Source organism: Rothia nasimurium (genome assembly GCF_004569295.1).
In the GTDB taxonomy this organism is placed as follows: domain Bacteria; phylum Actinomycetota; class Actinomycetes; order Actinomycetales; family Micrococcaceae; genus Rothia; species Rothia nasimurium_B.
Window position 1 is genome coordinate 73,151 of sequence record NZ_SPQC01000005.1, and the last position, 15,774, is coordinate 88,924.

The 15,774-nt window shown below is 59.4% G+C and carries 12 protein-coding genes and 1 CRISPR repeat array; of the genes, 2 read left to right on the forward strand and 10 right to left on the reverse strand.

The window, feature by feature from the left end:
- Window positions 1-23: 23 nt before the first annotated feature.
- Both E4U03_RS02400 and E4U03_RS02405 read right to left on the reverse strand, forming a co-directional pair.
- Window positions 24-242 carry a hypothetical protein gene (locus tag E4U03_RS02400; protein ID WP_135011390.1) on the reverse strand — a complete coding sequence of 73 codons (219 nt, stop codon included), beginning with the start codon at window positions 240-242 and terminating at the stop codon, window positions 24-26.
- A 124-nt stretch (window positions 243-366) separates the two neighbouring features.
- The gene (locus E4U03_RS02405; RefSeq protein ID WP_135011391.1) at window positions 367-3,816 is read right to left on the reverse strand and encodes a pyruvate carboxylase; all 3,450 of its coding nucleotides are present in this window, start codon (window positions 3,814-3,816) and stop codon (window positions 367-369) included.
- A gap of 291 nt (window positions 3,817-4,107) precedes the next feature.
- Here E4U03_RS02405 and E4U03_RS02410 point away from each other — a divergent pair, with 291 nt between their 5' ends.
- Entirely contained in the window at window positions 4,108-4,926 is an 819-nt protein-coding gene (locus tag E4U03_RS02410) for a ParA family protein (RefSeq protein WP_135011404.1), read from the forward strand.
- Between the two features lie 84 nt (window positions 4,927-5,010).
- On the opposite strand, the gene E4U03_RS02415 is transcribed toward E4U03_RS02410, so the two are convergent.
- The 5 genes from E4U03_RS02415 to E4U03_RS02435 form a co-directional block, all read right to left on the reverse strand.
- The gene (locus E4U03_RS02415) at window positions 5,011-5,604 is read right to left on the reverse strand and encodes a MerR family transcriptional regulator (protein WP_135011405.1); all 594 of its coding nucleotides are present in this window, start codon (window positions 5,602-5,604) and stop codon (window positions 5,011-5,013) included.
- A 227-nt stretch (window positions 5,605-5,831) separates the two neighbouring features.
- Window positions 5,832-6,587 carry a MerR family transcriptional regulator gene (locus E4U03_RS02420; protein WP_135011392.1) on the reverse strand — a complete coding sequence of 252 codons (756 nt, stop codon included), beginning with the start codon at window positions 6,585-6,587 and terminating at the stop codon, window positions 5,832-5,834.
- Window positions 6,588-6,589: 2 nt separating this feature from the next.
- Window positions 6,590-7,030 carry an FHA domain-containing protein gene (locus E4U03_RS02425; protein ID WP_135011393.1) on the reverse strand — a complete coding sequence of 147 codons (441 nt, stop codon included), beginning with the start codon at window positions 7,028-7,030 and terminating at the stop codon, window positions 6,590-6,592.
- 277 nt (window positions 7,031-7,307) lie between these two features.
- Entirely contained in the window at window positions 7,308-7,694 is a 387-nt protein-coding gene (gene gcvH / locus E4U03_RS02430; protein WP_135011394.1) for a glycine cleavage system protein GcvH, read from the reverse strand.
- A 238-nt stretch (window positions 7,695-7,932) separates the two neighbouring features.
- Window positions 7,933-11,418 (reverse strand): proline dehydrogenase family protein, encoded by a 3,486-nt coding sequence (locus tag E4U03_RS02435; protein ID WP_135011395.1) that lies wholly within the window; start codon window positions 11,416-11,418, stop codon window positions 7,933-7,935.
- Between the two features lie 177 nt (window positions 11,419-11,595).
- Here E4U03_RS02435 and E4U03_RS02440 point away from each other — a divergent pair, with 177 nt between their 5' ends.
- Window positions 11,596-12,498, forward strand: coding sequence for a LysR family transcriptional regulator (locus tag E4U03_RS02440; RefSeq protein ID WP_135011396.1), 903 nt, complete (start codon window positions 11,596-11,598; stop codon window positions 12,496-12,498).
- 64 nt (window positions 12,499-12,562) lie between these two features.
- Here E4U03_RS02440 and E4U03_RS12720 read toward each other — a convergent pair whose 3' ends face one another.
- The 3 genes from E4U03_RS12720 to E4U03_RS13090 all read right to left on the reverse strand — a co-directional run.
- A complete protein-coding gene (locus E4U03_RS12720; RefSeq protein ID WP_167752235.1) occupies window positions 12,563-12,706 on the reverse strand; it encodes a hypothetical protein in 144 nt (47 codons plus the stop codon).
- Window positions 12,707-12,708: 2 nt separating this feature from the next.
- A CRISPR array of direct repeats spans window positions 12,709-13,653; the repeat unit is 28 nt; unit sequence GAACCACCCCCGCATGTACGGGAATCAC.
- Between the two features lie 192 nt (window positions 13,654-13,845).
- Window positions 13,846-15,303 carry an RNA-guided endonuclease InsQ/TnpB family protein gene (locus tag E4U03_RS02445; RefSeq protein WP_135011397.1) on the reverse strand — a complete coding sequence of 486 codons (1,458 nt, stop codon included), beginning with the start codon at window positions 15,301-15,303 and terminating at the stop codon, window positions 13,846-13,848.
- Window positions 15,304-15,492: 189 nt separating this feature from the next.
- Window positions 15,493-15,774 (reverse strand): hypothetical protein (locus tag E4U03_RS13090; RefSeq protein ID WP_209304109.1); only part of this gene is annotated, 282 nt, incomplete at its 5' end.

A 15,774-nucleotide genomic window follows, 5' to 3' on the forward strand; every position in this document is an offset into this window, starting at 1 on the left:
TTTCAACGGGATAGGCTAAGGTTTCATTCCCGGCTGTCAGCTCCACTGTGTGCCTGTGCTGCAGCTTCTGCATTTTCGCGGAAGTTCTTCTGCATCTGGCGGAAAACCAGCACGTTACCGACCACGATGTGCAGGAAGCCCAGAATCATCACATAGATATTCCAGCCGCCCTGCGGAGCAAGAACCCCAGCTAGCAGCAGGATCGCGCCAAAACCAATAATCATCAGGTGAGTTACGTTCATGCTTCCTAGCCTACAGGTATCGGCACTTTTCTGGTCCCTACTGGGAGCAAAAGAGCGGACGCCCGCCCCGGCTTACGTAAGCCGGGTGCGGGCGTCCGCCCCTTAGGTATTCCTGATATGGGGGTTACTTGACGTTGACCACGATCAACAGGTCACCACCAGCTACCTGAGAGACCTCGTTGTAGACAACGCGCTCGACGGTACCTGAAACCGCTGAGGTGATGGAGGCTTCCATCTTCATGGCCTCGATGGTGGCTACCTGGTCGCCGGCTGAGATTTCGTCGCCGGGCTTGACCGAGATAGACACGCCACCTGCGAAGGGGGCTGCAATGTGGCCGGGGTTAGAAGCATCCGCTTTCTCAGCTTCCTTCACGTTGGACTCCACGGAGGTGTCGCGGACGTTGACGGTGCGCTGCTGGCCGTTCAGGGTGCAGATAACCTCGCGCATACCCTTTTCGTCGGGTTCTGAGATAGCCTGCAGGGTTGCAATCAAGCGCACACCCTTACCCAGCGAAATCACGTGTTCGCGCTTGAACATCATGCCGTAGAGGAAGTCGCGGGTGTGCAGAATCGACAGGTCGCCGAATTCCTCGCGGGCCTTCTCAAAGTCGCGGGTGGGTCCGGCAAAGAGGAGGCGGTTGAGGGTGGCTCGGCGGGTGGCTGAGTCCCCGTTCAGGGCTTCCAGGTCTTCGGCTGACAGGTCGTTGACCGAGGGCTTGGAGAGCTTACGGCCTTCCAGGGCACGGGTGCGGAAGGGCTCGGGCCATCCAGCGGGCGGGGTGCCCAGCTCGCCGTTGAGGAAACCAATCACCGAGTCGGGGATATCGAACTTCTGCGGGTCCTTCTCAAAGTCCTCGGGTGAGACGCCCATACCGACTAGCTGCAGGGCAAGGTCGCCAACCACCTTGGAGGAGGGGGTTACCTTGACAATATGCCCCAGCATGCGGTCAGCAGCTGCGTACATATCCTCGATGTCCTCGAAACGCTCCCCCAGCCCCAGGGCGGTTGCCTGAGCGCGCAGGTTAGAGAGCTGTCCACCGGGGATTTCGTGGGTGTAGACACGACCGGTGGGCGATGACAAGCCCATCTCGAAGGGCTTGTAGATGGTGCGGACGGCTTCCCAGTAGGGTTCAAGCGCGCAAGCAGCTTCCAGGGTGATGGAGGGAGCGCGGTCAGTGTACTGGAGAGCGCCGACCAGGGCTGAGAAGGACGGCTGGGAGGTGGTACCTGCCATGGATGCAGAAGCCACGTCAACAACGTCCACGCCAGCCTCAACAGCGGCAAGCAGGGCGCCGACCTGACCACCTGCGGTGTCGTGGGTGTGCAGGTGCACGGGCAGGTCGAAGCGCTCGCGCAGGGCGGTGACGAGGCGGCGGGCAGCTTCCGGACGCAGCAGGCCGGCCATGTCCTTGATGGCAAGGATGTGGGCGCCGGCTTCTACTACCTGGTCAGCCAGGTTCAGGTAGTAGTCCAGGGTGTAGGTCTGCTCGGCTGGGTCCAGCATGTCGCCGGTGTAGCAGATAGCGACCTCGGCAACTGCGGTGCCGGTGGCTCGCACGGCCTTGATAGCCGGGGTCATCTGGGAGACGTCGTTGAGGGAGTCGAAGATACGGAAGATATCGACACCGGTCTCGGCTGCTTCCTTGACGAATGCGTCGGTGACCTCGGTGGGGTACGGGGTGTATCCCACGGTGTTGCGGCCGCGCAGCAACATCTGGATGGGGAGGTTGGGCATGGCCGCACGCAGGTGGGCCAGGCGCTCCCAGGGGTCCTCGGAGAGGAAGCGCAGGGCGACGTCGTAGGTTGCACCGCCCCAGGCTTCTACTGAGAAGAGCTCGGGGGTTACGTGAGCTACTGCGGGCGCGGCGGCCAGCAGGTCGCGGGTGCGGACGCGGGTGGCCAGCAGGGACTGGTGGGCGTCACGGAAGGTGGTGTCGGTGATCAACACTTCCTTGGTGTCGCGTACAGCCTTAGCGAACCCTTCGGGGCCCAGTTCGAGCAGGCGCTGACGCCAGCCTGCCGGGGGCTCGTGGGTAGAAGCGTCGAAGGGTGAGCGGTAGGGCTCTTCGATCTTATCGCCGGGGAAGGCAGGTAGCTTCCAGCGGGGGTCAAGACCCTCGATACGCTCGCCGTGGGGCTTATTCACGGTGACATTTGCCAGGTACTGCAGAGCCTTGGAGCTGCGGTCGGCTGAAGGCTTCTTTGTCAGCAGCTCGGGGTGCTCATCGATGAAGGGGGTAGAGACATCACCAGCGCGGAAGGTGGGGTCTTCGAGCACCGCCTTGATGAAGGGGATGTTGGTGGCGACGCCGCGAATACGGAACTCGGCCAGGGCGCGAGAAGCGCGGTGGACGGCGTCCTCGAAAGTACGGCCACGGCAGGTGAGCTTGACCAGCATGGAGTCGAAGTGGGGTGAAATCTGGGCACCGGTGTAGACGGTACCGCCGTCCAGGCGGATGCCAGAGCCACCGGCTGAGCGGTAGTAGGTAACCTTGCCAACGTCGGGACGGAAGCCGTTCGCCGGGTCTTCGGTGGTGATGCGGGACTGCAGGGCGAAGCCGCGCACGCGCAAATCTTCCTGGCGGATGCCCAGGTCTTCCAGGGTCTCACCGGCAGCAATGCGCATCTGGGACTGTACCAGGTCAACGTCGGTGACCTCTTCGGTCACGGTGTGCTCAACCTGGATACGGGGGTTCATCTCGATAAAGACGTGCTGGCCAGCGCGTTCACCGGCGGTATCGACTAGGAACTCCACGGTACCTGCGTTCACGTAGCCCAGTTCCTTGGCGAACTTGACCGCGTCGCGGAAGAGGGCCTGACGGATCTCTTCATCGAGGTTGGGGGCGGGAGCAATTTCAACGACCTTCTGGTGACGGCGCTGCAGGGAACAGTCACGCTCAAAGAGGTGAACGATGTTGCCCTCACCGTCGGCCAGGATCTGCACCTCAATGTGGCGGGGGCGCAGCACTGCCTGCTCAAGGAAGACAGTGGGGTCGCCGAAGGCGGTGTCGGCTTCGCGCATCGCCGCTTCCATAGAGGGGCGCAGGTCTTCACGCTTCTCAACGCGGCGCATACCACGGCCACCACCACCGGCAACAGCCTTGACAAAGATGGGGAAGCCAATTTCTTCAGCCTCAGCCAGCAGTTTTTCAACGTCTGCACTGGGCTCGGTGGACTTGAGCACCGGGATACCGGCACGGCGGGCAGCCTTCAGCGCTTCAACCTTGTTACCGGCCAGTTCCAGAACCTCCGGCGGGGGGCCGATGAAGGTGATACCGGCATCCGCGGCGGCGCGCGCTAAATCAGGATTCTCCGAGAGGAAGCCATAACCCGGGTAGATAGCATCAGCGCCGGCTTCTTTGGCGACGCGAATAATCTCCTCAACATCGAGGTAAGCACGGACGGGATGGCCCTCTTCACCAATCGGGTAGGCCTCATCGGCCTGCTGGCGGTGAATGGAGTGGCGGTCTTCGTAGGGGAAGACGCCGACGGTCTTAGCGCCGAGCTCGTAGGCCGCGCGGTAGGCGCGGATTGCGATTTCGCCGCGGTTAGCGACCAGAATCTTTGAAAACATTTTCTTCCGTTCCGCCCCACCCAGCACAGCGGGGTGCGGTGAGGCTAAGCCACAGTTCGTGTGTGAACACCTCAAATATATCTTTAGACTTCCCAAAGCACCTGGTTTTGTCTCATTTTTTGTGATGCGGGACGTAACGAAAAGATTTTATTGTGAGCATGACTACATACGACCGAGGTGTAGGCTGTGAGCTTCCCTGACTTTCTGTACTGCCCAGCGTCAGGCACCTGCCCTGTTCGGTAGCATAGAAGGTCAGTGTGTATCCGCCGAATTCGAGAGGCTTTCGTGGCAATGAGCAGCGTGGTAAGTATCAGCAGTCTAAAAGGCGGCGTAGGCAAAACATCGGTCGTGTTGGGGCTGGCGTCCGCAGCCCAGGCCAGCGGGCTCCGCACCCTCGTCATCGACCTCGACCCCCACGGGGACGCCTCAACCGGCCTAGGCGTCAATACCACCGAAGGCACCGACATGGGCACCATTTTGCTCGCCCCTTCCGAGTATTCCCTGGCAGACGAGCTCGCCCCCGCTTCGTGGGCTGCCCTCGGTAGCCTGGGCAACGCCTCCCGCACCGGGCAGGACGCAGGCACCTGGGTTGGGCGCGCGTCCGCCCGTCTTACTGCCCTAGAACAGCTCGACTCAGCCACCCTGCTCCCCCGCCTGGCAGGCCTCCTTGAGCCTGCCCGTGAGAGCTTTGACCTAATTCTCATCGACTGCCCGCCCACCCTGGGCCGTCTCACCGAGATGGCCTGGGCTGCCTCTGACCGGGTGCTGTCTGTCGCTGAGCCCTCCCTCTTCTCCGTCGCGGGTTCCGAGCGCACTCTGCGCGCTATCGCCCGCTTCGAAGAAAATACCCCCTACGCCGTGGAGTCGGCCTCCATCGTGATCAATAAGGTACGTGCAGGCGACCCCGAACACGACTACCGCATCGAAGAAATGAAGGTTCTCTTTGGCGGCCTGGTCGCTGAAACTATCCTGCCCGAGACGCACCTGCTCCAGCGCATTCAAGGATCTGCCTATCCCGTGCACTATTGGCCCGAGGAAGAAGCTCAGGAACTCGCTATCGCCTTCACCGCGCTGCTGGCAGGCCTGCACGATGTAGACGCTACGGAATAAGACGTATAGGGGCGCAGGCTCACAGCGCAGCAAAAAAACTACCCCACCATCGCGGCTGCGAGGCGGGGTAGTTTTCTATGCTCTTTAGGCGCCGGCTTTGCGGGCTCGGCGGGCCGAAAGTTCGTCGTGCACTTCGGCTTCTTGCGGCACTTCTTGGGCGGTGCTTTCGCCGGGCAGTTCGCTCAGCGATACTTCCAGTTCGCGCCAGACACGGCCGATGGCGATGCCGAAGACGCCTTGGCCTGCCTGTACCAGGTCAATCACCTCAGAAGCCGAGGTGCATTCGTAGACCGAAGCGCCGTCGGACATAAGGGTGATTCCGGCGAGGTCTTCAACGCCGCGGGAGCGCAGATGGTCGACCGAGGTGCGGATCTGCTGAAGAGATACGCCGGTATCGAGCAGGCTCTTGACGATTTTGAGCACCAGCACATCGCGGAAAGAATAAAGACGCTGGGAGCCAGAGCCCTGGGCCGAGCGGACGGTAGGCTCCACCAGGTGGGTGCGAGCCCAGTAGTCGAGCTGGCGGTAGGTAATGCCCGCAGCCTTGCAGGCGGTGGGGCCGCGGTAGCCCAGGTTCTCGTCAACCAGAGAAACAGGGTCGTCAAAGAGGACGCCCTGCTCACCCACCGGTGAGGTGCGGGGCATGACTTCTTCAAAGCCCAGCAGGGGCTGATCCATGGGGGCAGGTACGCCTCGCAGCGCGGCGGGGGCGCTAGGTTCACCGTTGTACTGTGTCACGGTTTGAGGTTCCTTCCCTTGAACTGATCATGGACTCTCTTATCCTACCTGCCCGGCAACCCTTTTGCCGGTTAATCGGTCGGCAGGGGCACCGGCGTTTTAACGTGGTTCTGGTCATTAAGACAGACCACGTTCACCCGGTGCCCTTCGCGCAAGGATAGGTGGGGTTAGTCGAAGCTGGGCATACTCCCGGCCACTAGGGCCATGTGCAGGCGGAGTAGTAGCTGGGCAATATCACCGGCGAGTTCGGCCGCACGAGCCTGGGACTCTTCGTCCTTACGCAGGGCCAGAGGGCCCACCGCGGTTTCTACCAGGTCGACTTCGCGGTCGGCGGCGGCCCGGAAGGCTCGCAGGTGGCGCGGGTGCAGGCCGTGGGCGGTGAGCTGGTCGCTCACCCTAGTGACGGCCAGGTCGTACTGGTCGTACTCTTCTTTGTTGTCAGCCAGCAAACCGTAGTTCATAAGCTCACGCAGCAGGGGCATATCGACCCCGGCTGCTTGGCCCAGCTCACGCAGGGTATAGGTGCGGGCCGGTTCCGTATCGGCTGCCGGGCGGGCGCTCGGCAGCTCTTCGGCCCCCGGCTGCGCGGACGCGTCCGCCCCGCTCCCCTGCCCCTCGGCAGGTTCGCTGCCGGGGGCGGGTGCTAACCCCGCGTCGATGTCGGCCAGACGCTGACGAATCACCTTGAGCGGCAGGTACTGGTCGCGCTGCAGCTGCAGCACAAAACGCAGGCGCTCAATATCTTCTTCGGAGTACTTGCGGTAGCCGGTATTGGTACGCTGCGGGCTCACCAGACCCTTATCTTCAAGAAAGCGAATCTTCGAGGCGCTAATGCCCTCAAATTCCCCTTCGAGGGCGCTGAGCACCTGACCGATGGTCTTGTTTTTTGCCCCAGCAGTTTCAGCAGAGTGAGCCTGAGCCATGGTTACTGCCCCTGGCCCTGGTAGAAGGCAAAGTGGAACTTGCCGATGTAGATTTCGTCGCCGTTGCGCAGGTAGGCCTCGTCCACGCGGTCCTTGTTGACGTAGGTGCCGTTCAGGGAGTCAGCATCGGTCAGGATGAAGCTGCCAGCGTTGGGAATGAAGAGGGCGTGGCGGCGGGAGACGGTGACGTCGTCCAGGTAGATGTCTGACTGGGGGCTACGGCCTGCGATGATGGGCAGGTCAACACCGTCTTCGTCGGTTTCGGGGTTCAGGAGGAAGCGGGCGCCCTTGAACTGGCCGTCCAGACCAATGAGGACGGCAGACCCGGCGGGCAGGGTTGCCAGCAGGTCGCGTTCTTCGGCGGTGGGGTTGTGGGACTGGGATACGCCCAGGGCTACCATAGCGATGGTGCTTGTGGGCGGGTGTGCTTCATGCTGGGCCATACGGTCTCGTCCTTATATTTTCGGGCGGCGGGGCTACGCCCATACTGTGCCTGTGTTCTAAACGTTATGTGTGGTGTGGTGTAAGCGGTTCAAGGTCACGAAATGGTAAACAGTGAACCGTTCGTTTAATCTTAGCCACTTCGCCTCTATTCTGCCCGGTTCGCGCCGTGTTCTCCCACCAAATTTTCCTGTTTTTTACCTAGAGCAAAAGGGCCACCTTTTCCTGTGGAAAAGACGGCCCTTGCGCGGGCTCATAGCGTGGTGCTACTGCCGGGTTTTAGGCGATTTCTGCCTCGTAGTCAGCTGCTGAGAGCAGGCCTTCGATGTCTGCGGCGTCGTTGGGGCGAACCTCGATGAGCCAGCCCGCGCCGTAGGGGTCTGAGTTGACGGTTTCGGGGGCATCTGCCAGGTCTTCGTTGACGGCAACAACTTCACCGGCGATGGGAGCAAAGAGGTCAGAGACGCTCTTGGTGGATTCGATTTCACCAAAGGTTGCTTCTGCGTCGATGGTTTCGCCTACCTCGGGCAAATCGACGTAGACGACGTCGCCCAGTTCGCTCTGTGCGTGGTCGGTAACACCGATGCGGACGGTGCCATCAGCGGTGAGTTCGCTGACCCACTCGTGCTCTTTGGTGTACTTGAGTTCTGCAGGAACGTTGCTCATCGGAGGTGTCCTTTTCTTTTGTGGGACTTCTGTGGGAGTGCCGATCGAGGTGCGTGAAACTCGACGAGGTGAGCTCCGACGAGGGAGAAGGAGCTCTCACCTAACGATTATATGACACAGGGTACAGGTGCTGGTGGCGGGCGCCACCAAAACGACCGGGTTTTCTCTTAAATAAAAAAGGACGCCCCCCACTTTCCTGCACGGGGAAAGCGGGGTGGGGCGTCCTTACCTAGACCTCTTAGATAACACCCTCAGAGAACTTGTAGGGGTTGCCGAAGCGGTGGGCGGTGATGGAGACTGCCTGCTCGCGGACGAAGGGCAGCATCTCGATGCGGCCAGCTTCGGTGACAGGCTGGAAGTAGACCGCGATGTCGGGGCGGCCGTCGAGTGCCTCGTAGATGCTGGCGGCGTCGCTACCGATGTAGCGGATGCGGGCACCTTCGAAGGCGGTTCCCTCAAGCTGCTTTGAGGGGGTCTTTGCAATCTTGGCCAGCGAAGCACGGTAGGCGGCGGCGCTCTGCTCAACCAAGGTGACACCCACACCGCGCAGGGCGCCGGCAACAGCTACCGGGATGCTCTGGCCGGTGGAGAACTCGATGGTGGCACCGGCTGCTACACCTGCCAGCAGGACGCGCAGGGCGCGGTCGCGGTCGCCGTCCTCGTCCAGACGCACTTGGACGGTGGCGGGTAGGTAGCGCAGGATGTTGCGCTCAACGCCCAGCTGGCTGGGGTCGTGGCCCACGCCGAACTCGGTGGCCCAGGCCTCGGCATCGGAGCTTGCCGCGCGGGCCAGCATGTCGAGGGAGCCGTCGTTGGTGGCAGTGGGCTCGCGCAGGGCAGCCAGGATGGAGCGGACGCCCGCATGTGAGGGAGCGGTGGTGGCGGTGGACTCTGCGGTCTCCCAGTCGGAGAGGGCGACCAGGTAGTTGGGGCCACCGGCCTTGGTGCCGGAACCTACGGTTGACTTCTTCCAGCCACCGAAGGGCTGACGCTGCACGATAGCGCCGGTGATGCCGCGGTTGACGTAGAGGTTACCCGCCTGAACCTTGGAGAGCCACAGTTCCAGCTCGCCGGAGTCAAGGGAGTGCAGGCCAGCGGTCAGACCGTAGTCGGTGGCGTTCTGCAGTTCGATAGCCTCTTCGAGGGTGGCGGCCTTCATGACACCCAGGATGGGGCCGAAGTACTCGGTCAGGTGGTATTCACTGCCGGGCTTGACGCCTGCGCGAACGCCGGGTGACCAGAGGCGGCCGGTCTCATCGAGCTGTTCGGGCTTAATGATCCAGGTTTCGCCCTCACCCAGGGTGGTCAGGCCGCGCTTGAGCTTGCCCTCGGGCTTCTCGATGACGGGGCCCATCTCTGATTCGATGTCCTGGGGGTGGGCAACGTGCAGGGACTTCACGGCGTCAACCAGCTGGTTGTAGAAGCGCTTGGACTCCCCTACCGAACCAACCAGAATCACGGTGGATGCCGCCGAGCACTTCTGACCGGCATGTCCGAAGGCTGAGTAGACGACGTCCTTGACCGCCAGGTCGAGGTCGGCGTTGGGGGTGACGATGATGGAGTTCTTGCCGGAAGTCTCACCGAAGAGGGGCAGGTCCTTACGCCAGGATCGGAACATCTCGGCGGTCTCGTAGCCACCGGTCAGAATCAGACGGTCAACGGCGGGGTGGGCAATCATCTTTGAACCGGCGTCGCGGTCGGTGACCTTGACCAGACGCAGGGCCTCGCGGGGTATGCCAGCTTCCCACAGCACCTCAGCAATGAGGGCACCGATGCGGGCGGTGTTGGAGGCGGGCTTGAAGATGACCGCTGAACCTGCTGCCAGGGCTGAGATAACGCCACCGACGGGGATCGCGGTGGGGAAGTTCCACGGCGGGATAACCAGGGTTAGCTTGACCGGGCGATGCTGGGCACCGTCTACTGAGTCGAGGCGCTCTGCCAGCATGGCGTAGTAGTAGGCGAAGTCAACGGCTTCTGAGACTTCAACGTCGCCCTGGTCCAGGGTCTTGCCAGCCTCGTGAGCCATGATTTCCATGAAGTCGCCGCGACGGACTGCCAGGGCTACCGCCACCTTGCGCAGAATCTCAGCGCGCTCTGAAGCGGGGCGGGCGCCCCAGGCCTCGCCAGCTGCCACGGTCTCGGCAACCAGGGTTTCGGCATCCTCGGCAGAACCCAGCTCGTTGGCTGCCAGGGTTTCGATGCCGATCTGGGTGGTCTTTGAACGCTCCAGGATGACGCGGCCCCACTCGCGGTTACCGGCCAGGGCAGGGTCGGTGTCGGGGGTGTTTTCGAAGGTACCGTCGGCGGGCTTGAAGACGTTCTCTTCGGTTTCTTCCAGACGGTTCTGGGTGCGCTGCGGGGGCTGCACCTCGTCGGTGACCTCATTCAGGGAGCGCAGGAAGCGGTTCTTCTCGCGGTCAAAGAGGGCGGGTGAAGAGTCGAGGTCGAAGACGGCGCTCATGAAGTTCTCGCTTGAGGCGTTTTCTTCCAGGCGGCGGACCAGGTAGGAAATTGCAACGTCGAACTCTTCGGGGCGCACGACGGGGGTGTAGAGCAGCAGGTGGCCCACACGCTGGCGAATGACCTCAGCCTGCTGGGAGGCCATACCGATGAGCATTTCGAACTCGATGTCCTTTTCAACACCGCGGTCTTCGGCCAGTAGCAGGGCGAAGGCGACGTCGAAGAGGTTGTGGCCAGCAACGCCCAGGCGGATGTTCTTGGTGTGCTCGGGCTGCAGGGCGTAGTTAAGGATGCGCTTGTAGTTGGTGTCTGAGTCCTGCTTGGAGTCGCAGGTGGTCAGGGGCCAACCGTGCACAGCGGCTTCGACCTTTTCCATGGAGAGGTTGGCGCCCTTAACCAGGCGGACCTTGATGCGGGCACCGCCGGCTTCTACACGCTTAGCTGCCCATTCCTGTAGGCGCTGCATCGCGGCCAGGGTGTCGGGCAGGTAGGCCTGGAGCACGATACCGGCTTCAAGATTCTTCAGGTGGGGTTGGTCAAGGATCTTGGTGAAGACCTCGATGGTCATGTCGAGGTCCTTGTACTCTTCCATGTCCAGGTTGATGAACTTCTGGGCGGGAGAGTTAGCGGCCAGCTCGTAGAGGGGGGTGAGGCGGCGGACGGCTTCGTCCACGACTTCTTCGAAGGCCCAGTGGGAGTGGGGGCCAGAAACGGAGGACACCTTGATGGAAACGTAGTCGACGTCGTCGCGGGCTAGCAGGCGCTTGGTTTCGGTCAGACGACGCTCTGCTTCGCGGTCACCGAGTACTGCTTCGCCCAGCAGATTGATGTTGAGCTTGTTGCCGGTTGAGGTGAGGTGCTTAATGGCAGGGCCCAGCTTTTCGTCGCGGGCATCGACAATCAGGTGGCCGACCATCTGACGCAGGACGGTGCGGGCGATCGGCACGGTGGGCCAGGAGGCCTGAGCGGCCAGCTTGCCGCCCAGGCCCACGGCGCTCTTCATGTACCAGGGCAGGAAGGAGGGGACGATGGGGGCGATACGGCCCAGGTTCTTACCAGCAACGGCCTGGTCTTCGGGGCGTACCACGCCGTCGACAAAGCCGACGGTAAACTCAAGTCCATGGGGGTCCTTCAGGACGTCTGCCAGCTTCTCTGCTGCGGGGTCGGCGGGGATGTTCTGGGCTTCTTTGACCCAGTCGGCGACGAGCTGGACGGCCTGGTCAGCTAGCTGCTGGTGGTGGGTATCGCTAAAAGGCTGTGCCAAGGGTGGTACCTCCTGCTAGCCCGCACGAGAGCGGGGTGAACTTGTTACTTGTTATCCATTTCACCATCTTTGGGTGTAAGTTACACTATTAGAAAAAATGAATATTATTTAGGCAGTACGTTTAGTTCTGCTAATCTGTATTCATGACGCCATTCACCCCTTCCTAAGGAGTGCCCCATGTACGATTTGCGCCGTCTGGCCATGCTGCTTGAGATCCACGAGCGCGGCACACTCGCAGCAACCGCCAAAGCCCTGCACCTGACGTCCTCCGCTATCTCCCAGCAGATCACCACCCTGGAAAAAGAGGTGGGCACTCCCCTGCTGCGTAAGGTGGGGCGCCGGGTGGAGCTGACCACCGAGGCTCTGATTCTGGTGGAGAGCACCCGCAATATTTTGAAGGAGCTGGACGCTGCCCGCACCCGCATCACCCTGTTGGAGGGGGTACCTGCCGGGCAGGTACGGCTGGCGATTTTCCAGTCGGCAGCCAAAGCACTTTTGCCGGGTGCCCTAGCCCATCTGGCAGAGCACGCCCCACAGGTGCAGCTGCATGTGGTGCAGATTGACCCCGAAACCGGTCTCTCGCTGACCCGAAGCCGGGAGTTTGACCTTGTGATTGCGGAGTCCTACCCCCACCATTACATTCCCGAGTACCCCGAGCTCACCTCTGAGCTCTTGACCGAGGACACCCTCAACCTAGTGGTTGCCGCTGATTCTGAGGTTGAGAGCTTGGACGATGCTGCCCGCCTCCCCTGGGTTTTTGAGGGTGAGCACAACACGTCACGCACCTGGGGTATCAACCAGTGCCGGGCGGCGGGGTATGAGCCGCAGGTGCGCTACGTGATTGATGATTTGAACACACATTTGCAGCTGGCGGCAGGTGGGGCGGCGGCTATTATGCCGTCCTTTGCCCTGCCCGCTGCCGTCAACGAGCTGAGTCGGGCACACGGGGTGAAGGCTATTCCATTGCCCGGTGCCCCCTTCCGCGAGATTTATGTGGCTACCCGCACCGAAAGCACAGGCCAGCCCGCCATTAGGGCTGTGAAAGACGCGCTGAAGGCGGCGGTGGGGCAGCTGCCTTAGCCCGACTCACTAGATTTTTATCAGCGGACGCCCGCCCCAGATAGGGCGGGCGTCCGCTTGTCTCTTAGAGGCGGGTGAGCACCTGTTCAGGGGCTTGCACCTCGTCGTAGCCGTAGGCTGCGGTAACGAGCACAGCCCGGGCCCCTAACTGGATTTGGGGAACCTGCCCTATATCGAGAGTTCCGGCCAGAGTAAGCCTGAGGTCCACGGGAACCACCCCCGCATGTACGGGAATCACAGCAAATTCCTTAGTCATGGTTACATCCATCCGGAACCACCCCCGCATGTACGGGAATCACGAGAAACTGCACGAACTCATCCCCACCGCCGAAGAACCACCCCCGCATGTACGGGAATCACTCGGAAGTCTTATAAGCAGGGGCAACCGGGCTTGAACCACCCCCGCATGTACGGGAATCACCTTGACTACTTCCCGTGCCTCTTGACTATTCCAGAACCACCCCCGCATGTACGGGAATCACCCTATGGCATGAGCGTAGAGGCCATTAGCCGGAGAACCACCCCCGCATGTACGGGAATCACCCGTAGCCGGTGTGGTTTGAAAAGAGGACGGTAGAACCACCCCCGCATGTACGGGAATCACCCACTAGGGAAAACACCTAGTCGGCGGGGCTGAGAACCACCCCCGCATGTACGGGAATCACTATCTGCCTTGGTGCGGCGGGACTTGCTAGCCGGAACCACCCCCGCATGTACGGGAATCACGGAGAATCGATGCCCAAGTCAACAACTTCACCAGGAACCACCCCCGCATGTACGGGAATCACTCGATGCTTCGGTATTGGAACCGCTGTTGCTGGGAACCACCCCCGCATGTACGGGAATCACTCACCGGAGAGCATGGACATCACCGCAGGGCCGGAACCACCCCCGCATGTACGGGAATCACTGGCAAGCTCAAACTCCGAAACGGGGGAAGTAGGAACCACCCCCGCATGTACGGGAATCACTCGCAGGGATTATTTCAGAAATCCGTGACGCCAGAACCACCCCCGCATGTACGGGAATCACCTGGCAGACCTAGGCATGAAGCCCGAGCAGTGGGAACCACCCCCGCATGTACGGGAATCACCATGTAGCGGGCGGTGTCGTCATGCAGGGCGACGGAACCACCCCCGCATGTACGGGAATCACCCTAAGTGACTAGGCATTTTTCCTCGTATTAACTTATTTTCGGGGCAGAAGGGGCGTTTCCACCCCAATGTACCGGTACCCGTCTTTACGGGGTTAGGCTTGCCGGTGCTGTTCAGGCGGGACTTGCCTCGTTTTGAGACGCATCCGCAACGGCCGTTTACACTCTCCCTCGTTCGCAGGCGAGCTTGTCAATTATGACGAGATTGACGATACCATGCCCAGCTCTTTCTCAGCAAGGTTTCTTATATTTTTTGCCGCATTAATATCACGATCATCTTGATAATTACACTCAACACAAATATAAGTTCTCTCTTTAAGCGATAGGTCAGATTTCATAGCACCACACTGTGAGCAGCGCTTTGAGGTTGGCTCATATCTGCCAATGACAGTGAGAGCAGAACCGTACATCTTGGTTTTATACTCAAGCTGGTTTCTAATCTGTCCAAAACTCACATCTAAGATATTCCGATTCAGCCCCGATTTAGCAGCCACGTTCTTCCCGGGATTTTCAAGTGTTCCAGAGGCAGATTTGGTCATCCCTGCGACATTAAGATCTTCAATTCCTACACCAACGTAGGTAGTACTTAGTTCTTTAGTCATTTGGTGGTTACTTGCCGCTCTCTGCAATGCAATTTTGTGCTGCAATCTACTGATTTGTTTTTTAAGATGTTCACGATTTTTGCTCCCTTTTTGGGTTCGTGAAAGTTTTACTTGCAACTTTGCGAGACGTTTAAGGGATAGTTGAAGATGTCGGGGGTTATTAATAATTTCACCGTTTGAAAGCGCGGCCTTTGCCTTCACTCCCAAATCAACACCGATTACGCCGGCTTTCTCTTGAGCTTTGGTCGGGCCCGGGCGATGCAACAAATTGATAGGGGCTTCCACTAGAAGAGATACATACCAATATTGGGCGTCTCGTGAAATAGTGAAAGATTTAATCGTTCCACCTTGAGTTACCAACTGAGTCAAAGGAGCCGTGGAATTGTAGGTAACAACTGTGCCAAACATGGCAAGACGCAGACGATGATGGTCCTGAATAAATCCCTTACGGGGTTCACCCCGCTTATAGGATGCACCGTACCCACCAGCTGGACTGCTACCATCAACAACAGGAATGGTTATTGAATCATGGGACCGACCTGCTTTTTTGAATCGGGGCAGGCCCATTTTGTTACCTGCGCGTTGCCCGGCAACAGATTTCATCCAGTTACTTATAGCGGTCGCTGCTTGGTCTGCTCCCGAGACAAAAGCCCTGCGGGGGACGGCGTGAAACCAGGGCTCAGCAAAACGTTCGCCAGACCAAACACTTTCAATGGGATCACCGGCAGCGATACGGGCGGCAGCCTGCTTATGACGGGCAATTTCAGGAGTAAGTACATCCTTTTGCCAAGCAAATGACGACATAATCTTTAAGGACAGATCCTCTTTCCTTAATTTCTTCATCTGGGCACTAGCCTCAGCTTCACTCAGTCCTTGTTCGATGAGCTGATTACGAATCTCCCACCCTCGCCTGAGAACATCACGATTAAGGGCAGTGAGCATATTATAGGCAACACGAGCAGCACCAACAGCCTGTCGAAATGCGTTCTCTTGAGTCTGCGTGGGCTTGAGGCGATATTTGAAGGCCTTATGGGCAATCTCAGTAGTCATATCTTCTCCTAGTTCAAAGATTAAGTAAAGCAAACATCACACTTCTCAACAGAAGCGCTCTTTTATCATATAAGTAAACAAAAGATGTATTTAAATTAATTTATACTAAATAGCAGAAATATTTTCATAAAAGAATAATGCGTCATCGCTCTTCTCTCAGCTTTTAGAAAATTATACTTACAAAGAGGCTTATTCAAAAGTAAGAGCACACCCCACACCCACCAACCAGACAACAGCCCCACCAACGGCAAAAACATGAGTGATATGTACTGGGTTTAGTTCCGACCCCGTACATTGGAAACAAACAAAAAAGAGCAAAGGAACTTCACCCATGCCCACCAAATTGATATGTACTGGGTTTAGTTCCGACCCCGTACATTGGAAACAAACAAAAAAGAGCAAAGGAACTTCACCCATGCCCACCAAATACCCCCAAGAACTCAAAACAAGAGCCCTACGCCTACTGGCCGA